A 19,097-nucleotide genomic window follows, 5' to 3' on the forward strand; every position below is an offset into this window, starting at 1 on the left:
ATGACGCCAGGATGGCGCCTTTCTCCGTCGAAAAATATCGCAAGGATTGCCTCTTGGACGGGTAATGCTCTAAATGGTGACAGCGGCCTCACCGATGCGCGGCGGCCGGGCGCTTGATTTTCGCGCCTCCACCCATCTCGCCCACTTCCGTGCCAGACAGGCGTCGCTTCCGTAAATGACGAATAGCGTATCGGATCATGCGTCGCAGCCTTCCTCGCCGCGCGAGACGCGCGTCGTCGTCGCCATGTCGGGCGGCGTCGACTCGAGCGTCGTCGCCGCGCTGCTGCAGGAGCAGGGCTACGACGTCGTGGGCGTCACGATGCAGCTTTATAATCACGGCGAAGCCACGCACCGCAAGGGCGCCTGCTGCGCCGGGCGCGACATTCACGATGCGCGAAATGTTGCGGCGCGACTCGGCGTTCCGCACTTCGTTCTCGATTATGAGAGCAAGTTTCGCGAGAAGGTGATTGACGAATTCGCCGCGAGCTACGCCAGCGGCGAGACGCCCGTGCCCTGCATCGCCTGCAACCAGTTCATCAAATTCGCCGATCTTATGGAGACGGCAAAGGACCTCGGCGCGCATGCGCTCGCGACCGGCCATTATATTTCCGCCCGCGACGACGGAGCCGGCGGCCGCGCGCTCTATCGCGCCAAGGACGCCTCGCGCGATCAGAGCTATTTCCTGTTCGCGACGACGCGGGAGCAGTTGCGGATGCTGCGCTTTCCGCTCGGCGACTATACGAAGGCCGAAGTTCGAGACATGGCCCGCCGCTTCGGACTCGAGGTAGCCGACAAGCCGGACAGCCAGGACATCTGCTTCGTGCCGACCGGGCGCTACACCGACATCGTCGAAAAGCTTGCGCCAGCCTCCGTCGTGCCGGGCGAGATCGTGCATCTCGACGGTCGGGTGCTGGGGCGCCACGCCGGAGTCATCCACTACACCATCGGGCAGCGCCGCGGCCTGGGGCTGGGCGCAAAAGTCGCCGGCCGCGACGCGGAGCCGCTTTACGTCCTGCGCCTCGACGCCGCGAAGGCGCAGGTCGTGGTTGGCCCGCGCGAGGCGCTGGAGACCCGCGCGGTCCGGCTGCGCGACGTCAACTGGATCGGCGCGGGAGCGCTCTCTTCCCTGCCCCCCGAGGGCATCGACATTATGGCGCGCGTGCGCTCGACGCGGCCGCCGGTTCCGGCGCGGGTGATCGCGGACACGGACGGCGGCGCGCTGGTGGTCTTCGCGGCAAGCGAATTCGGCGTCTCGCCGGGGCAGGCGTGCGTCTTCTACGACGCCGACGAAAACGAAGCGCGCGTGCTCGGAGGTGGATTTATCGCCGCGATCGAGCCCGCAGCGATGATGATGGCATCAAAGGCGCCGCCGCTGCGCGCCGAAGAAGTGCGAAGGGCGCCTCGATGAGCGAAGCCAGGAATTTTTTGCGCGAAGTCGAAACGCTGGACAACGGCAATGTCGAGGCGGCCTATGCGCGCTGGGCGCCGATATATGATCTGACGTTCGACATTTTGTTGAAGCCAGGCCGTCGCGCCGCCGCCGCGGCCGCCTCCAACACGCCTGGACCGGTCCTCGACGTCGGCGTCGGCACGGGACTCGAACTACCCATGTTTGCGGCCGATACGCAGGTCGTCGGCGTCGATCTGTCGGAGCCGATGCTGCGCCGCGCCGCGCAGCGCGTGCGCCGCGAGCGTCTCTCCCATGTCGCCGGCCTCGTGAAAATGGACGCGACGCGAATGGCCTTCGCCGACGCGAGTTTCGGCTGCGTCGTGGCGCCTTACGTCCTGACGGTCGTGCCCGAGCCGCAGGCCATGCTCGACGAACTCGCGCGCGTGCTGCGGCCGGGCGGCGAGATCGTGCTCGTCAATCATGTGAGCGGCAAAGACGACGCCATCGCGCTGTTCGAGGCGTGGCTCGATCGCCATATGGCGCCCAAGCTCGGCTGGCGTCCGCAATTTCCCTGGTCGATCATCGGCGACTGGATCGATCGGAACCCGCAGATGAGGCTCGTCGAGCGGCGCCCGCTCGCGCCCTTCGGGCTGTTTACGCTGACGCGGATCGCGCGCCTCCACCTGGATAGAAAAGATCGGGGAAAGTCCGCGCCGAAGGAGTTAGCGCTCGCTTAGCGAAACTCTCAACGCCACTGGCGCCGCGCCCCGCGTAGCGCTACATTCATCAAGCGGCGCTGCGGGGTGCGTGCAGGACTATTATTCCCCGGGGCCTTATCGATCCTTATGGGAGCTGTCCCTGGCCTCGCCCGTGGGCTTGGTCATATGGCGCCCACCTACGTTGTAGGTTCCCGGGATCGATGTCCCACGGCTCTTGTGGCCCGCACTCTCCTTCCCTGTTATTGCTCTCGCATGAGCGATTTGAAAGCCGAGCTGCGGCGCCGTTCGCTGGCGCGCCGCGATCTCATCGCGCCGCACGAAGCGCATGAGGCGGCCGCGTCCGTCGCGCGCCAGGGCGTCGCGCTGGTCGCCGACTTTGCGCGCGATGCGAAAATGAGCGCGCCGCCTGTCGTTTCCGTCTATTGGCCGATCCGCAGCGAGTTGAACACGCGTCCGCTCATCGATGCGCTCGCCGGCGAAGGCTATCGCGTGACCTTGCCGGTGATGCACAAGGTGCGTCACCCCTTGGTCTTTCGCGCCTTCGCGCCTGGCGACGACCTCGTCAAAGGGCCGTTCGGCCTGTCGGAGCCTTCGGACGATAAGCCGGCATATGACCCCGACATCGTGTTTTCGCCGCTCGCCGCCTTCGATCGGCGCGGTTTTCGGCTGGGCTATGGCGGCGGCATCTATGACGCGACGCTCTCTGCGCTTCGCGCCAAAAAGCCGGTCGTCGCCGTCGGCGTCGCCTATTCCTGCCAGGAGGCCGACCATGTGCCGATCGAACCGCATGACCAGCGGCTCGACGCTGTCATGACCGAGCAGGAGACGCTGCGGTTTGCAACCGCGGTCGCCTAGCGCCCGCTGCAAAAAACGGGAACCGGGGTAGAGCGCGCTCTAAACTTTGGAAGTCGCTTACCTTATCCGCATTTGGGCGTTTCCGCGCAAATGCGGCGTGATCCAGGACGCGGAACCAATCAGATCGCGGCACGTTAACCGGGAGATGCGGACTATTTAAATTTCTTTTTCGGAGAGTTTGAGATGAAGGCTTGCTATACGGCGGCCGCCCTCACGGCGGCCCTCTTGTTTTTTCCGGCCAGCGCGCAAGCGACCTGCCGGATTTTCCAGCATCGAGACTATGGCGGCTCCGGCTACACGCTCCACAATTTTGAGCGGATGAAGATGGTGCGCGGCGAAAGCCTCGGATGCACCACGAACGGCCACGGCGGCGGCTGCGAGAGCACGATTTACAATCCGTCTTGGAACGATCACGTCTCGTCTTTCCGCGTGAAGAACGGATGCACGCTCACGTTGTGGCAGCACGTCAATCAGGGCGGCGCGAGATTTCGCTCCAACCGCAGCTACCGTTACGTCGGCGACCGCTGGAACGATCAGGCCTCAGAAGCGCTCTGCACGTGCTGATTTGGCGGTGAGCCGATCGGCAAGCGCATCTTCAGAAGACCTCTCGGCGGTTCGACAGGAGCCGCCGAGAATTCGCCTCATTATCCCGCCTCACCGCGCCGGCGCCGCCGGTAGGTTGACGAGTTGACCGGCGCGCAGCCTTTTCGACTTCAGGTCGGGATTGAGTTCGGCGATCGCGCGCCATTTGCTCGTTGCGCCATAGAGACGCTTGGCGATGGATTTGAACGTATCGCCTGCGCGCGCCGTGTAGATTCCTGGGTCCTTCGCCGCGGTCGGCGGGGACTGGACAGGCGTATGGCCCGAGGGTTGCGCGGGTTCCGCCGCTGCGCTTTCCCGGTTCTCTGTCGTCGGCGCTTCGTCGGTCGCGGATGGAGCGGCCTCTGAAGCGGCCTGCTCGCTGTTCGTCGTCACGTCGCGCGCCGCAGTTTCGTCGGTCTGCGGCTCCTGCTGCTGCGCCGAATCTGACTCCGAAGCGATATGCGCCGCTTGCGGGCCCGCGACGAGCAGAAAGGCGATGGCGAGCGCCGCGGCCGCCAGCGAAGCTTCTGCGAATCCGCGACGGCGCACGGGCGGGAACAGCGGCGGCAGCGCGCGATCGCTCGCTCCCCGGGTCTCTACCGGCTCCTGCGCCTCGCGGCCGCGCAGCCAGACGAGCGCCTCTAATATGAAATAAAGGAACAGCGCCGCCGTCATCGGCGGCTTTCGAAACGAATCCGGCGCAAACATGTAGGCGACGACGCCGAGCTGGATCAGCGCCGAAAGCCAGGGCAGCCCGATCGCGCCGAACATCATGCGCCGACGCGCCGCGACGCCCGCCACGAGTAGAAAAAGCGCCAGATAGACCCACAGCAGCGCGCCCTGCCAGTCGAACGTCCAGCCGAAGGCGGTCGCGCCCAGCAGATAAAACAGCCCCAGGGCGGCGGCGGCATAGGCCGCATGAAGCAGCCGCTGCGGGCCCAGGATCCGACTGAGATGAAATGGCAGCGCCGCCGCGAGCGCCGCCATCAAGATCACGGCCGCGTAGGCTGATGTAGGATAGGAGTTCATGCAACCGCGCTCCTCAGGGGTCGGTTTTGACTTCAATGCGCTGCGGATGTGACAGTTTCTTGAGAGCCGGCGCTGGCCATCCACGAATCATTCCGATTTTTCCGAAACGCCCGCGCTCTCGAAAGTCGCCATGTCCCTGTGACAGGCGAGCGCGGCTTTGATCAGGCCGATGGCGAGCGCGGCGCCCGAGCCTTCGCCAAGCCGCATATCGAGATCGAGCAGCGGGCGCTTGCCAAGCCGCGTCAGAACGTCGCGATGCGCCCCCTCCGCCGAGACGTGGCCCGCGATGCAATGCGCGATCGACTCGGGCGCGATCGCGTGGAGCAGCGCGGCGGCGGCGCAGGCGACATAGCCGTCAAGCACCACGGGAATGCGGTTGAGACGGGCGGCGGCGATGGCGCCCATCATCGCCGCGATTTCCCGCCCGCCGAGCCGGCGCAGGATTTCCAGAGGATCGGCAAGATGCGGGGCATGCAACGTCAGCGCGGCGTCGATCGCGGCGTTCTTGCGCAAAAGCCCGGCGTCGTCGAGGCCCGTGCCGCGTCCTGTCCAGCGCGACGCCGGCCCGCCGTAAAGCGCGGCATAGATCGCCGCCGCGCTCGTCGTATTGCCGATGCCCATCTCGCCAGGGGCGAGGAGATCGATATCGCCCTGGATCGCCTCCATCCCATAGGCGAAGGTCGCCGCCGCTTCCCGCTCGTCCATGGCCGGCGCCACAGTAAAGTCGGCGGTCGGCCGTTCGAGCGCCAGCTCATAGACCTTCAGGCCGACGCCATAGGACTTGCAGATCTGATTGATCGCCGCGCCGCCAGCAAGAAAATTCGCCACCATCTGCTGCGTGACGCTCGCCGGAAACGCCGAAACGCCCTGCGCCACGACGCCGTGATTGGCGGCGAAAACCGCGACGAGCGGGCGCTCGATCGCCGGCGCCGCCCTGCCCTGCCAGGCGGCGAGCCATTCGACGATCTCTTCCAGTCGGCCGAGCGCGCCCGGCGGCTTGGTGAGCCGGCCGTCGCGCGCGCGGACCGCGGCCGCGGCTTGCAGATCGGGGCCGGGCAGAGCCGCCAACAGGATACGGATTTCTTCGAAGGGATGAATGGCGTGAGACATGCGCCGGCTTTACCGGGTCGCGGCGACATTGGCGAGCGGCTGAGTCATTCCGGCGCAGCGAAGCGAAGCCGACGCTCGCAAAGCCGCTATGCAGGCCGCAACGACGCCTCGCTCCGCATCGACTCGAAAGCGGCGAGCGCGCGCTCGCGGGCTTCGGCGTGATCGACGATCGGATGGGGATAGGTGACGCCTAACTTTACGCCCGCCGCGCGCAAGACGTCCTCCGGCGCGGCCCACGGCCGATGGATGTAGCGGACGTCGAGCGACGCGAGCTCCGGCACGTAACGGCGCACATAGGCGCCGTCCGGATCGAATTTTTCGCCCTGAAGCGCGGGGTTGAAGATGCGGAAGTAAGGCGCGGCGTCCGCCCCGCAGCCCGCCACCCACTGCCAATTGGCGCTGTTGTTGGCGAGATCGGCGTCGACCAGCGTGTCCCAGAACCAGCGCTCCCCCTTCCGCCAGTCGATCAGCAAATGCTTGATCAGGAAGCTCGCCGAAACCAGCCGCGCGCGATTGTGCATCCAGCCCGTGATCCACAACTCGCGCATCGCCGCGTCGACGAGCGGATAGCCGGTCTGACCGTTCCGCCAAGCGTCGAGCGACGTCTCGTCGTCGCGATAGGGAAAGCGTTCGAAAGTCCTGTCCAAAGGGCGCTCCGGCAGGTCCCAGTTGGAGATCAGCAGGTGATGGCAGAACTCCCGCCAGCCAAGTTCCCTCAGATAGGCCTCGCCGCCGATGCTTTGAGGTTCGCTGATCGCGTGCCAGACTTCGCGCGGCGACAATTCGCCAAAGTGCAGATGCGGGGAAAGCCTGGAGACGCCGACTCGGCCCATGAAGTCGCGTTCGACCTTGTAGTCGCCGACATGGTGGCGCGCGAAGTCTGCAAGCTCGGCGCGCGCGGCCGTCTCGCCGACGAGCCAGACCTTGCGCATCCCGATCGCCCAATCAGGGTTCTGAGGCAGCAGCCGCCAGGCGTCGAGATCGTCGCTGTCGGGCGGAAGCGGCGCGGCGTGCAGGAATTCGGGCGCCGGATGGGGCCGCTCAGGCGGCGGCGCGGCGAGGCAGGCCCGCCAAAAGGGCGTGAATATCCGGAAGTTCTCGCCCTGTTTGGTGCGAAGCTTTTCCGGCTCAAAGAGCACCGACTCGTGGAAGCAATGAGTTTCGACCGCGTCATCGCGCAGCTGCGCCTCGAGTTCCGCATCTCGCCGGATCGCCCAGGGCTCGTAAAGCTTGTTCCAGAAGACGGCGCCGGCGCCGGTTTCGGCGATGATCTGCTCGAAGACGTAGGGAGCGCGTCCGCGGCGCAGGATCAGCGACACGCCCCTGGCGGCGAGGCTCTGCGACAGCGCCCTGAGAGAGTGGTGCAGCCACCAACGCGCCGCCGCGCCGGTGCGCCATTCTCCAGGACTTTCATCGTCCAGGATGTAAAGAGCGACGAGCGGCGCGCCCGTTCGCGCAGCCGCCAATAGCGCCGGATTGTCAGAGATGCGCAAATCATTGCGAAACCAGACGATCGCCGGCGCATTCATATCGTGAGAACCCCGATTGACGTTCCGAAAGGTCACGCCCGATCGCTTCGCTGCGGCGAAGGATCGGGACTAAGTCGTAACCTCGCCGGCGGCCAAGGGTTCCCCCGTCCGCGCTTTCACGACGTCAATACGGTTGCGCCAACCGCCTAATGGAGGCGTTTGGCGTGCTTGACGCCATAAAAAAGGTAGATGGCGACGCCGATGACGGTCCAGATCAGCAGCCGCAGCCAAGTGTCGAGCGGAAGCGCGGCCATCAAGGCGAAACAGGACAAAATGCCGGCGACCGGCAACCAGGGGATCCCCGGCGCGCGGAACGGGCGGCGGAGTTCCGGGTGCATTCGACGCAGGCGCAGCAACGACAAGCAGACGAGCGCGAAAGCCGCCAGCGTCCCGATGCTCACCATTTCGCCGAGAATATCCAGCGGCAACAGACCCGCCGCGAGCGCCACGACCACGCCGACGAGAATCTGGCTTACGGCGGGCGTGCGCCATGCCGGGTGAAGCCTCGCAAAGATCGGGGGCAGCAGACCGTCATGCGCCATGGCGAAAAAGATGCGCGTCTGCCCATAGAGCAGCACCAGAATCGCGGTCGTCAGTCCGGCCAGCGCGCCGAGCTTCACCGCCCAGGCGAGCCACGAGACGCCGGTGCGATCCATGACCAGCGCCATCGGGTCCGGAACGCCCAGCTCCTTGTAGTTGACGACGCCCGTCGCCACCGCCGCCACGGCCACGTAGAGTATCGTGCAGATGATGAGCGAGCCGACGATGCCGATCGGCACGTCCCGCTGCGGATTATGCGCCTCCTGCGCCGCGGTCGAAACGGAGTCGAAGCCGATATAGGCGAAGAACACCACCGAAGCGCCGCGCACGACGCCGCTCCAGCCGTAAGCGCCGAACTCGCCGGTGTTTTCGGGGATGAGCGGCGACCAATTGGCGTGATCAATATGCGCAGCGCCAACCACGATCACCATCAGCACGACGGTGACCTTGATGGCGACGATGACGTTGTTGAACAGCGTCGATTCGGACGTGCCGCGCACGAGCAGCGCGGTGAGCAGCAGGATGATTCCGGCGGCGGGAACATTGAACAGCCCATGCACGGCGCCGGGCGGCGCCCCATGCGCGGTCGGATCGGCAAAAAAGGCCGTCGTCAGTTCGGGCGGCACATGGATGCCGAGCCCTTGCATGACGCGATTGAAATAGCCGGCCCAGCCGACGGCGACCGTCGCTGCGCCGGCTGCGTATTCGAGCACGAGATTCCAGCCGATGATCCAGGCGAAAATCTCGCCGAGCGTCACATACGTATAAGTATAGGTGCTCCCGGAGACGGGAATGAGCGACGCCAGCTCGGCGTAGCAGAGCGCGACGAAGGCGCAGGCGAGCCCCGACAGTATGAAGGAGATCATGACGCCGGGCCCGGCGTAGTTCGCCGCCGCCGTGCCGGTCAGCACGAAAATGCCGGCGCCAATGATTCCGCCGACGCCGAGCGACATCAAAGACGCCCAGCCAAGCGCGCGCTTGAGGCCGTCTCCTTCGGCGGTGGCGTGATCGGCAATGATCCTGTTGACAGACTTGCGGCTCAGATAGCTCTTGCTGGCGGCTTGGAACAAGCGTCACCCCTTCGAATTCGCGACGTGGCGAGCGCGCCGCGCCTTCGGCGGGCCGATTATCATCGCGATCGCAAAACATACAAGCGGAAAGGCTGCCGGAAGCGGCGCCAGAATCCAGCGCGCGTCGATTCGCGTTCCAGATCCAGGACTTCGCGCTCGTCGGCGCGCCGCGGCGGGACCTGTCCGGCTTGCCTTGCGGCTGTGTTTGCTATAGCACGACGTGAGCGCGGCGTTGGCCGCCGGTTAAGGGGTTGAGCTCGAGAATGACGTTATGAGCCAGAAGCCCATCAATTATCTGCGCCTGTCGACGCTCGTCGCCGTGGCGATCTTGGTCGGCACCGAGCTTGTCGGCGCATCCTGGGCCGCCGGCTGGGCGTTGGGCGGCCTTTTTCAGCTCGATCCCCTCATCAGCCGCTCGCTCGAAATTATCTTCTCCCTCGCGGGGTTGATCGGACTCTATTTCTTCATGCGGACCGCCATCCGCAATGAGCCGATTCGCGGCTAATTAAGGTCCTGCGCCTTAATGTCTCGCGTCCCCCGACAGGCTCGCGGCGGCGGCAGACCCAGGCGCGCATCCGCCAAACTTCGCAACAAGGACGCCGAGATGGTCGAGAAGCAGGATCGTCGCTCGTTTATCAAGGCGGCGGCGGCGACGAGCACCTTTGGCGCCGTAAGCGCGCCCCGCGGCGCGGCGGCGACGAGCGTCTCCAATCTTCGGCTCGGCGAACCGCGGCCATTCTCCTTCGAGACGCTCAAGCAGATCGCGCAGCGCCTCATCAAACAGCCCTACCGCAAGCCGAATATCCCTGCCCCCGAGATCACCTCGCAGATCGACTATGAGAAGTGGGGGCAGATCACCTACAACACCGATCATGCGCTTTTCGCCGACACCAAGGAACGCTTCCCCATAGAATTCTTCCACCTTGGGATGTTCTTCAAGAAGGCCGTGCGCATGAATGTCGTTGAAAACGGCGAGGCGCGCGAGGTTCTTTACGATACGAGCTACTTCAATATGCCGGCGGATTCTATCGCGCGCCAACTGCCGCCCGGCGCCGGCTTCGCGGGATTTCGCATTCAGGAGGCGAAGGACGGCGCGCTCGACTGGAAGAAAAACGACTGGGTGGCGTTTCTTGGCGCGTCATATTTCCGCGCGATCGGCGAATTGCGCCAGTATGGCATGTCGGCGCGCGGCGTCGCGCTCGACACCTGGCAGGCGGGATCGAACGAGGAATTCCCCGATTTCACTGAAATCTACATCGGCCCTGAGACCGCCGACGGCGTCGTCCTGCATGCGCTGCTTGAAGGGCCGTCGATCGTCGGCGCCTATCGCTTCCTGATGACGCGCGGCAAGGGCGTGGTCATGGACATCGACTGCGCGCTGCATCTGCGCGGCGCCTTCACGCGCTTTGGCGTCGCGCCGCTCACCTCGATGTTCTGGTTCTCGGAGACGATGAAGCCGACGGCCATCGATTGGCGGCCGGAAGTGCATGATTCCGACGGGCTGAGCATGTGGACCGGCGCCGGCGAGCGTTTGTGGCGGCCGCTGAACAATCCGAACCGGGTCATGGCGTCGGCCTTCGGCGACACCAATCCCAAGGGCTTCGGCCTGATGCAGCGCGACCGCAATTACGATCATTATCTCGACAACGTCTTCTACGATCGCCGTCCGAGCGTGTGGATCGAACCCAAAGGCGAATGGGGCAAGGGCGCGATTCAACTCATCGAAATTCCCACGGACGACGAAATCCACGACAATGTCGTCGTCGTCTGGGTTCCCGAGAAGCCCGCCGTTCCCGGCGCCTCCTTCGAATATTCCTATCGGCTGCATTGGCTCGCGGACGAGCCCTATCCGACCAAGCTCGCGCGCTGCGTCGCGACGAGGCTCGGCAATGGCGGCCAGCCCGGCAGGCCGCGGCCCAAGGGCGTGCGCAAGTTCATGGTGGAGTTTCTGGGCGAGCCCCTCGCCAAGCTCCCCTTTGGGGTAAAGCCCGAACCCGTGTTATGGGCGTCGCGCGGAACATTCTCCTACGTGTTCACCGAAGCGGTTTTCGACAATGTGCCGGGCCATTGGCGGGCGCAATTCGACCTCACCGTCGAAGGTTCTGAACCTGTGGAGATGCGCCTGTTCCTCAAGAACGGCGATGACGTGCTTTCGGAAAATTGGCTGTATCAATATCATCCGCTGTAACGTGAGTTATTTTCTTCGGAGACAATTATGGACAAAAATAGCGCTGTTAGCCGCTACTTTTTAGATGTCTTATACAGAGAGTATTTTTATCTGAAGAAAGACAAGTCGCCGAAGAAGAATTGGCTCAGAGATTTTTTTTTCAAGCGTATGCTCGAGCTCTATTGGTCGATAACCAGAGTTATCGGGTTAGGTTTTTTGCATGACGGCCGACGGCAAACGACGAACCGCGTCGACCAGATCCTTCGCCAACGCCCGTCCATCCCACAGAGCTCCTGCATTCAGACGCCAGAACATGGGAGGATGTTGATCGATGTGACGTCTACCCATCTGTCGGGTAAGGAAACCGGAATTCAGCGGGTCGTGAAGGAAATTGCCTTCGCAGGCGCTGAAATGGGCGCGGCTCTCCCGATTCTTCGCATTGAGGACAGGTTTTTTCCATATTTCAGAAATGCGGTCTCCTCGGATTCCATTGAATTGAGGCCCGGCGACATTTTGCTGCTTTTGGATGCGCCCGCGGCGGATTTGGAGAGCTATTCCGCGGCTATGAAAGCCGTCAGAAGCCTAGGCGGCCATAATGTCGTCTGCATCTACGATCTGCTGCCGAAAACGATACCTTGGTCGTTCAGTCCCGAGCAGCTGCAGCATTATGAAGGTTGGTTCAGGGCAATCGTTTGCGAGTCCGACGCAGCGGTGTGCATCTCCGAATCCGTAGCGCATGAACTGAAGGCGCACTTGACGGGCCTGCCGCAGCCCGTGCGAATGCCGGTCGGCTGGTTCCAGCTTGGAGGCAATTTCCGCTACTGTAAAACATTGCCCGTAGGCGCTGACGTCGCCGCCATCGCGCGAACATCATCTCCGTTTTTCTTAAGCGTCGGAACGCTCGAGCCGCGCAAAGGGTACCATATTTCGCTCGACGCGATGGAGGAGTTGTGGAGACAAGGGATCGACGCTCATTTCGTCATCGTTGGCCGTTACGGCTGGATGAGCGATGTTTTGCAACGAAGAATTCTTGAACACGAGGAGCATGGAAAGCGTTTGCACTGGTTGCAGAATGCAAATGACGCAGAATTGCACTGCTTGTACAGTTCCGCGCATGCGCTGGTCTTTGCTTCGATCGCAGAAGGATTCGGTCTTCCCATTATCGAGGCCGCCAATGACGGGCTGCCGGTGATTGCGTCCGACATTCCCATTTTTCGAGAAGTGGGCGGCAAAAACATCTCCTATTTCAGCGCTTTAGATAGCTCAGACCTCGCGCGCAAATTGCTGGAGGCCCTGACGAAGGAGAGGCAGTCCCAAAAAATCGAAGTTCCCGGTTGGAAACAGTCGACGCAGCAGCTTCTCGATATGGTGCGAACACAATCTTATCAGTTGAAATAGGTTCGTCCGCTTCATTCGGATTCGGCAAGCGCGCTCCTTGCTCGTCGATAGCCGATATTCAGCGGCGCCATGAAGCATCGCTAAGCGGTCATCAAGAGTCGCCCCGGCCTGCGCATATTCACGGGCGTTCCGATTCTGGAGCAGGTTGCGAAAAAGCTGACAGACTTTTCGATGAGAACCCGCTCCAACGTTTATTTGAGCGTTTCCTTATCGATCACATGATTCCATGTGATCGGGAAGCGCTCTAGGAAGCGGCCGAATGGAGATCATGCCGTATCAATCCGAGTAGCGCCTGCGACGATTGTTTCCATGAGAGCACCGGCAGCGGTCTTCCGCGTCTTCCTGATGCAAGCGACTCGACAATCCGCGTCCCCAATGAGTCGGCGTCGAGCATATCGAAATAGGCGATCGACTCGCCTCCCACTTCACGGAAAATTTCAATGTCGCTTGCAATGACGGGCGCGCCGGCGCGCGCCGCCTCCACCAGCGGCAAGCCAAAACCTTCAGCATAGGACGCGCAGATGACGGCGTGAGCCTTCTGATACAGGCAACCCAGTTCCGCGTCGCTCGCATCGCTGAACCAAAACAACCGGCGGCCGTGCTCGACATGCTCGCGCAAGCGCCGCTCGAGCGCCGCCGTGTTCCATCCACGTCGGCCGACGATCACAAACGCCACGTCGATTCCCCGCGCCCACAGGCGCTCAAACGCCGTCAGCGCGAGAGCCTGACCTTTATTTGGCGCGAGCGTTCCGACGCTTAGGAAAAAAATACGAGAACCGTCACAGATCATTCGAACGCGCGCCGTGGGATCTGTTTTTTCCTCATCCGTAAAATCCGCTCCGAGCTTCCATACGCCGACCCTCTGTCCCTGCTTTCGCGCGAGAGCGCGTTCCTCGCAATACTGCTCAAATTCCTTCGCGACGCTGCTTGAAATTGCTGCGACGGAATCGCACGCCAGCACGATCTCCTCGAACCATCTGCTGAAGCCGCTCCGCAGCCACGCAGAAAAGCCCGCCGCGTAAAGAATGGGAAAAAGATCGTAGAGACAGACGACGTTTCGACCGCCATTGGCCCAGACCAGGTCAACGATCGGTCGATATTCCGAGACGTAAATCCAGCCGGCGTCGAGCAGAAGAAAGATATCCCCGTTTCGAATATCGATCGCGACAGGCTCGCTGGCGTCCACGGTATGGAAACAGAGGCGGCCGTCGATAATCGTTACGGGAAAGCCTTGGCCCGACGCGATCACCGCTTTCGCGACTTCCCGAACGACGCGTTGAATGCCAGTGCCGACGTCGCTGCGGTAGGTCGGCGTTACGTCGATCAGCAAGCGTCCGCAGTCCGCGTTGCTGACTATGTTCTGATCGACCAACATCCATGACGGCGGCGCCTTTTGTCGCTCCGCACCCCCTCCAATGAATTTCCAGCCCCGCCGCAAAAGCCTGGATATCGTCCAATATAGTTCACGCAGCCGATCGTAAATCGCCTTGAAGCGCGCGTCGACGCATTGGCGATCTCGTTCACAGACCTCCTCATAAAGCTGCCCAAGGAGGTAGGAACGTATGGCGTCTTTCACTGCCCTACCTCCACGGCGGCGTTCTTGGATGACAGGAGTCGCGCCGCTTCGGCGTCGATTTGATAGGCGTCGTCCCGCAACATGCCAGCCAAGGCGTCAGCCGAAGCCCGCCAACTGACGAATGACATCCTGTGAGGCGCCTTCTTTACGGCCAGTTCGGCTCGCACATGCGTTGCGAGCGAATGGGAATCGAGCAGGTCGAAATAGACATGGCCCTCGCCGCCAATTTCACGCAGCACCGGAATGTCGCTCGCGATGGCGCGCGTCCCATAATATGCGGCTTCCGTCAGCGGCATGCCGAACCCCTCGGCGAAAGAGGGAAAAATCAGCGCCCGGGCGCGCGGATAAAGATATGCAAGATCGACGTCGCTGGCGTTATCAAGCCAAAAGAGCTTCCGGTTGAATTCCGCGTGTTCGCGGATACGGCGTTGTAACGCGCGTGTGTTCCAGCCACAGCGGCCAGCGATCACATAACGCGCATCGCACCCTTGCGCCCAAAGCGTTTCGAATGCGTCCAGAGCGATGGGATACGCCTTTCGCGGCTCGAGCGTGCCGACGCTGATGAAGAACGGCGTCGGCGCTGAAGCGATGCGCTCAGCTGCTCTCGAGGGCGCTTTCTCAGCGCTCGCGCGAAAATCCGCGCCAAGCGGCCACCAGCCGATCCGCATGTTGGCGGGGGGCGCAAGACGCTCCTCACCCATATATGCCGCAAGATCCAGCGCCACGCTGTGCGAGATGCAGACGATCGCATCACAGCGCATCAGAACATCGTTAAACCAGGGAACAAAGGGAGCGCTGTTTTTCGGCGCCGTGGCGGCCGGGTAACGTAGCGGAATAAGGTCATAGAGGCAGCCGACGACTTCGGCGCCGGCATCATGCGCCGCGCTCAAGAGCGGCGGATATTCCTCGACGAAGCCCCATCCTGAATCGAGCAAGAGCAGTTTGTCGCCCGATTGCAGTTCAACCGCGTCGGGCAAATTGTCGTGTTTGAAATGTCCGTAGAGCCGACCGTCTTCAAGATAGACCGGAAGCGCTTCGCCGCTTTCAACGCAGGCGCGGGCGATTTCGCGCACGACGCGCTGGACGCCCGTGTGGCCGCGAAAGCGATGCGTCGCGGTCATGTCGATGAGCAGACGATCGCGCGCGGCCGGCGTCGGGATGTCGCCCTCAAGCGGCGTGCGCAGCGCCTGCGCTTTCGCCGCATCCGGCTTGCGCCAGCGCCCGTCATGCAGGCGGCCAAGACCAAAGAGGCGCGAGAGCGTCCAATAGAACTCCAGCGCCCTCACGTAAATGAAACGCGTGCGCGGATCGACGTCATACTGCTCGAATTCGCTCAACTCGCGATGCATTTCCTCCAGCAGATAGGCTTCGATCTTTTCCTGCATTCCCGCTCTCCACACGTAGCTCGCGCCGCCAGTCGTACGGCGGCGCGGCGACGGTGACAAGGCTGCTCCGCGCGACTGCCGGCTCGCTTCGGAGCGCTGACTGACCGTGCGCTTTGAGCTGGCTCCGACGCAGCCGGATGCAGATGGAATCTCGCTGGAAAGCTATAGCGTTCGGCCGACGGCCACTCTGCTGGAAGGCATGGGAAAAATCACGATATTTCCGCCCTGCCCCGATGCGGCGATCACCGCCGCCGCCGCAATCTCCGCCGACGCTTCGCTGACACAGCGCCCGAAAAACGCATGGGCGGCGCCTTCGTAATTCATGCTCAGCAAGTCATGGGCGCATTGTTCCGCGCGCACGAGCGAGACTTCCGCCAATGGCGGCACAGGATCAGCGCTCGACAATTTGGAGAATGCGTTTAGTTCGCTTTCGAGCGCTCGGCGCGCAAAATCGGGCAGCGTCGCGAGCACTTGGCGCTCGAAATGGGTGCGAAGTTTATTCGCTGCGTCTTCGAAGAATGCGCACGCTCGGCTGTCCGTCAAAAGCTTAGCATTGTTCGCATTCATCCTACACCCTTCCCGAAGCGCAAAGTCTAGGCTTTATGACGCAAGCAAGACGGTAGCCTTATTGCTCAGGCATCTACCTCAAATACATAATTACGGCAAACAAAAGGAGACCCTAAAATCGTTGAGTCAGCCGGCGCTTAGCATATCCAAGCGACGTATGGTCTGGAATCCGCATTTGCTCTTTCAGCCCCCTGAACGCGCGATCGAGAACGGAAAGGCGTGCTCCAGGCCGAACCCGCGTGACGGGAGAGGGCATGCTCAATCCTGAAACGGATTGTGCACGAGGATCGTGTCGCCGCGTTCGGGACTCGTCGAGAGCAGAGCGACCGGCGCCTCGATCAGCTCCTCGACGCGACGCACATATTTGATCGCCTGCGCCGGCAGATGCGCCCAGGAGCGCGCGCCGCTCGTCGATTCCCTCCAGCCGGGGAAGCTCTCATAAATCGGCTGCACCCGCGCCTGCGCCGCTTGCGACGCCGGCAGACGCTCGATGCGCTTGCCGTCGAGCGTGTAATGCGTGCAGATTTTGATCTCGTCGAAACCGTCGAGAATGTCGAGCTTCGTCAGCGCGACGCCGTTAATGCCGGACGTCTTCACCGCCTGTCGCGTCAACACGGCGTCGAACCAGCCGCAGCGCCGTCGCCGTCCGGTGTTGGTGCCGAATTCGCGGCCGCGATCGCCGATCAATTGGCCGATCTCGTCGTGAAGTTCGGTCGGAAATGGGCCGCCGCCGACGCGCGTCGTATAGGCCTTGGCGATGCCAAGCACATAGCCGATGGCGCCGGGACCGAGTCCCGAGCCGCTCGCGGCCGACGCGGCGACGGTGTTGGACGATGTCACGTAAGGATAGGTGCCGTGGTCGACATCGAGCAGCACGCCCTGCGCGCCCTCGAAGAGGATGCGCTTGCCGGCGCGGCGATTGTCCTCGAGCAGCTCCCACACCGCATCCATGAACGGCAGAATGCGCGGCGCGACGGACAGCAGCTCCTCGCGCAAGGCGCGAGGATCGACCGGGGGCAGGCCGAGGCCCCGCCGCAGCGGATCGTGATGCGCGAGCGCGCGCGCGATCTTGTCATCGAGCAGATCGGGCTCGGCGAGATCCATGAGGCGGATCGAGCGGCGCCCGACCTTGTCCTCATAGGCGGGTCCGATGCCGCGCTTGGTGGTGCCGATCTTCGCGCCGCCGCCGGCCTCCTCGCGATGCGCGTCGAGTTCGCGATGCAGCGAAAGGATCAGCGGCGCGTTTTCCGCGATCTTGAGATTCATCGGCGAAATCTCGACGCCCTGCTCGCGCAGCCGGTCGATCTCGCCGACGAGGAAATGCGGATCGACGACGACGCCATTGCCGATGACGGAAAGCTTGCCGGGCCGCACGATGCCCGAGGGCAGCAGCGCGAGCTTATAGGTCACGCCGTCGATGACGAGCGTGTGCCCGGCGTTATGACCGCCCTGAAAGCGCACGACGACGTCGGCTTCAAGCGACAGCCAGTCGACGATTTTGCCCTTGCCCTCGTCGCCCCACTGGGCGCCGACCACCGCCACATTCGCCATGGCCGTATCTCGATCTCCAAATAAAAAAGCCCCGCGCGGTAACGCGGGGCTCGTTACCGCCGGGGTTTAGCGCATGCCGTTCGGACCGTAAAGGCCGTCGGCGGCCCGACATCAGGAACTTCGGCCGGCCTTTTCGGTTGGAAATGAACAAGGGGAGGTAGAATGCATGCCGACCACGGTCGCCCGCGTCGCACAAAACACCGATGAAGACATCAATCGCGCCATCCGCAAGGAAACGCAGGCGCGGCTGTCTCACTTCGCCAAACACCCGGACAAGATCGACGAGCGCTTGGAGGAGCTCGACCGGGAGTGGGACATCGAGCGCGCGCTCGAGGCCAATGCATCTTCCATAGCGCTCGTCGGACTTGCGCTCGGCTTGACGTCGGATCGTCGCTGGCTGGCGCTGCCGGTTCTCGTCAGCGGCTTTCTGCTCCAGCACGCGCTGCAGGGCTGGTGCCCGCCACTGCCTCTCTTGCGTCGGTTGGGCCTGCGAACGGCGGAGGAGATCGGCCAGGAACGCAACGCGCTCAAGGCGCTGCGCGGCGATTTCGACAAGGTGAAAAAGGCCGGCAACAGGGTGCAGGAGGCGGCGCGCGCCGCCGGACTTGGCTGCGAGATGCAGGGACGCACCGTGCATTAAAGCTAGCGTAACCGTCGGGAGATTGGCGAGGTTCCCAGCGCCGGCGAAACCGCCGGAACGCGAGCGGCGCGGCCGCGCATGTACCAAGAGATACAGACATTTTAACTTGCCGCGAAGATTGCGATGCTGTTAGCCTGACCGGCGACGCGCGAAAGTGTCGCTCGTCGGCATTGACCATATTCAGAATTTTTCAATTAGCGGGGGTTTCAGAATGAAAAAGCCCGTCTCGATTTCCATGAGCAAGTTCACGGAGTCCGTTCAAGCCGCCGTAAAGGCCGCGACCGCAAAACATCCCAAATTCAAATTGGAAGTTCCAAGCGCCGTTTCGGTGTCATATCTGATTCGCGGCATTCCAGTTCCGGAGTCCGTCGCTTCGCAAGTCACGCTGAGCGAGACGCAGGCGCTCGCCAGCGACATCGCAAGCCATCTGGGAGCATTCGCGGGCGAACAGGGCGGCGCGGTCTATTCGATTGGTCGCCACATCATTATCGGCATCCCCGTTCCTCCGGAAATTCTACAGTTCGAGCAAAAATAGCTGAGTCATAGGCCATGTCGAAACTCTGTCCGAGCGCACAGCCGGGCATGGATCGAGCGATGGTCTTGGGCGTCGTTCAGCAGGACGGACCGAGTCCTGTCGTCCAATATTTGAACGAGCAGCTCCCTGCGACGCCCGAGATCCTCGCACTGTCCGCGCCCTTGAAGCCGACCGAAGTGTTTCGGCTCGCGGCGACCTGCGCTGAGCACAAATGTCCGCACTTCGACGGCGCGGATTGCCGATTGGCGACGCGCGTCGTGAAAATGCTGCCCACTGCAGTCGACAGTTTGCCGCCATGCGCGATCCGAAAGGAATGCCGCTGGCATGCTCAGGAGGGCGAGGCCGCTTGCAGACGCTGTCCGGAGATCACCACCGTGAGCTACGACTTGTCGCAACAGACACGGGACGTTTCGGGGCTGCCAGTCATGGAGGACCCCGTAGGATAGCCGCTTCG

The 19,097-nt window shown here is 62.8% G+C and carries 18 protein-coding genes and 1 other RNA gene; 11 read left to right on the top strand and 8 right to left on the bottom strand.

Features of this window, described 5'->3' with window-relative positions; translation table 11 throughout:
- Positions 1–175 precede the first annotated feature (175 nt).
- The 5 genes from mnmA (at position 176) to BN69_RS02880 (ending at position 3,528) form a co-directional block, all read left to right on the top strand.
- Positions 176–1,408 carry a tRNA 2-thiouridine(34) synthase MnmA gene (mnmA, locus tag BN69_RS02865; RefSeq protein ID WP_014890040.1) on the top strand — a complete coding sequence of 411 codons (1,233 nt, stop codon included), beginning with the start codon at positions 176–178 and terminating at the stop codon, positions 1,406–1,408.
- Positions 1,405–2,127, top strand: coding sequence for a class I SAM-dependent methyltransferase (locus tag BN69_RS02870; protein ID WP_014890041.1), 723 nt, complete (start codon positions 1,405–1,407; stop codon positions 2,125–2,127). The genes mnmA and BN69_RS02870 overlap by 4 nt, the downstream gene beginning before the upstream one ends.
- 53 nt (positions 2,128–2,180) lie before the next feature.
- Positions 2,181–2,335: non-coding RNA, 6S RNA (gene ssrS / locus BN69_RS18660), on the top strand.
- A gap of 26 nt (positions 2,336–2,361) precedes the next feature.
- Positions 2,362–2,964, top strand: coding sequence for a 5-formyltetrahydrofolate cyclo-ligase (locus BN69_RS02875; RefSeq protein ID WP_014890042.1), 603 nt, complete (start codon positions 2,362–2,364; stop codon positions 2,962–2,964).
- 183 nt (positions 2,965–3,147) lie between these two features.
- Positions 3,148–3,528, top strand: a complete 381-nt coding sequence (locus BN69_RS02880) for a hypothetical protein (protein WP_014890043.1) — start codon at positions 3,148–3,150, stop codon at positions 3,526–3,528.
- Between the two features lie 90 nt (positions 3,529–3,618).
- Here BN69_RS02880 and BN69_RS02885 read toward each other — a convergent pair whose 3' ends face one another.
- The 4 genes from BN69_RS02885 to BN69_RS02900 form a co-directional block, all read right to left on the bottom strand.
- Positions 3,619–4,575 (bottom strand): LysM peptidoglycan-binding domain-containing protein, encoded by a 957-nt coding sequence (locus tag BN69_RS02885; protein ID WP_014890044.1) that lies wholly within the window; start codon positions 4,573–4,575, stop codon positions 3,619–3,621.
- 87 nt (positions 4,576–4,662) lie between these two features.
- Positions 4,663–5,685, bottom strand: a complete 1,023-nt coding sequence (gene cobT / locus BN69_RS02890) for a nicotinate-nucleotide--dimethylbenzimidazole phosphoribosyltransferase (RefSeq protein WP_014890045.1) — start codon at positions 5,683–5,685, stop codon at positions 4,663–4,665.
- 86 nt (positions 5,686–5,771) lie between these two features.
- A complete protein-coding gene (locus tag BN69_RS02895) occupies positions 5,772–7,214 on the bottom strand; it encodes a cryptochrome/photolyase family protein (RefSeq protein WP_014890046.1) in 1,443 nt (480 codons plus the stop codon).
- Positions 7,215–7,360: 146 nt separating this feature from the next.
- Complete coding sequence (locus BN69_RS02900) at positions 7,361–8,824, bottom strand: amino acid permease (protein WP_041926771.1); 1,464 nt, start codon at positions 8,822–8,824, stop codon at positions 7,361–7,363.
- 271 nt (positions 8,825–9,095) lie between these two features.
- Between BN69_RS02900 and BN69_RS02905 the strand changes: the two genes are divergently transcribed.
- From BN69_RS02905 to BN69_RS02915, 3 genes are all read left to right on the top strand, one after another.
- Complete coding sequence (locus BN69_RS02905) at positions 9,096–9,329, top strand: hypothetical protein (RefSeq protein WP_014890049.1); 234 nt, start codon at positions 9,096–9,098, stop codon at positions 9,327–9,329.
- A 99-nt stretch (positions 9,330–9,428) separates the two neighbouring features.
- A complete protein-coding gene (locus tag BN69_RS02910; RefSeq protein ID WP_014890050.1) occupies positions 9,429–11,012 on the top strand; it encodes an OpgD/OpgG family glucan biosynthesis protein in 1,584 nt (527 codons plus the stop codon).
- A gap of 27 nt (positions 11,013–11,039) precedes the next feature.
- On the top strand, positions 11,040–12,389 hold the full coding sequence (locus BN69_RS02915) for a glycosyltransferase family 4 protein (protein WP_014890051.1): 1,350 nt from the start codon (positions 11,040–11,042) through the stop codon (positions 12,387–12,389).
- Positions 12,390–12,633: 244 nt separating this feature from the next.
- Here BN69_RS02915 and BN69_RS02920 read toward each other — a convergent pair whose 3' ends face one another.
- The 4 genes from BN69_RS02920 to BN69_RS02935 form a co-directional block, all read right to left on the bottom strand.
- The gene (locus tag BN69_RS02920) at positions 12,634–13,764 is read right to left on the bottom strand and encodes a glycosyltransferase family 4 protein (protein ID WP_051013223.1); all 1,131 of its coding nucleotides are present in this window, start codon (positions 13,762–13,764) and stop codon (positions 12,634–12,636) included.
- A gap of 197 nt (positions 13,765–13,961) precedes the next feature.
- Positions 13,962–15,350 carry a glycosyltransferase family 4 protein gene (locus BN69_RS02925; RefSeq protein ID WP_041926772.1) on the bottom strand — a complete coding sequence of 463 codons (1,389 nt, stop codon included), beginning with the start codon at positions 15,348–15,350 and terminating at the stop codon, positions 13,962–13,964.
- 162 nt (positions 15,351–15,512) lie between these two features.
- Positions 15,513–15,821 (bottom strand): hypothetical protein, encoded by a 309-nt coding sequence (locus BN69_RS02930; protein WP_244435022.1) that lies wholly within the window; start codon positions 15,819–15,821, stop codon positions 15,513–15,515.
- Between the two features lie 354 nt (positions 15,822–16,175).
- The gene (locus tag BN69_RS02935; protein ID WP_014890055.1) at positions 16,176–17,468 is read right to left on the bottom strand and encodes an adenylosuccinate synthase; all 1,293 of its coding nucleotides are present in this window, start codon (positions 17,466–17,468) and stop codon (positions 16,176–16,178) included.
- 166 nt (positions 17,469–17,634) lie between these two features.
- On the opposite strand from BN69_RS02935, the gene BN69_RS02940 reads away from it, so the two are divergent.
- The 3 genes from BN69_RS02940 (at position 17,635) to BN69_RS02950 (ending at position 19,089) form a co-directional block, all read left to right on the top strand.
- Positions 17,635–18,108, top strand: coding sequence for a DUF2892 domain-containing protein (locus tag BN69_RS02940; protein ID WP_014890056.1), 474 nt, complete (start codon positions 17,635–17,637; stop codon positions 18,106–18,108).
- Between the two features lie 154 nt (positions 18,109–18,262).
- Positions 18,263–18,643: a hypothetical protein gene (locus BN69_RS02945; RefSeq protein ID WP_244435023.1), complete on the top strand. Its 381-nt coding sequence runs from the start codon at positions 18,263–18,265 to the stop codon at positions 18,641–18,643.
- A 14-nt stretch (positions 18,644–18,657) separates the two neighbouring features.
- The gene (locus tag BN69_RS02950; RefSeq protein ID WP_014890058.1) at positions 18,658–19,089 is read left to right on the top strand and encodes a hypothetical protein; all 432 of its coding nucleotides are present in this window, start codon (positions 18,658–18,660) and stop codon (positions 19,087–19,089) included.
- Positions 19,090–19,097: the final 8 nt, after the last annotated feature.

Source organism: Methylocystis sp. SC2, from assembly GCF_000304315.1.
Lineage (GTDB): Bacteria > Pseudomonadota > Alphaproteobacteria > Rhizobiales > Beijerinckiaceae > Methylocystis.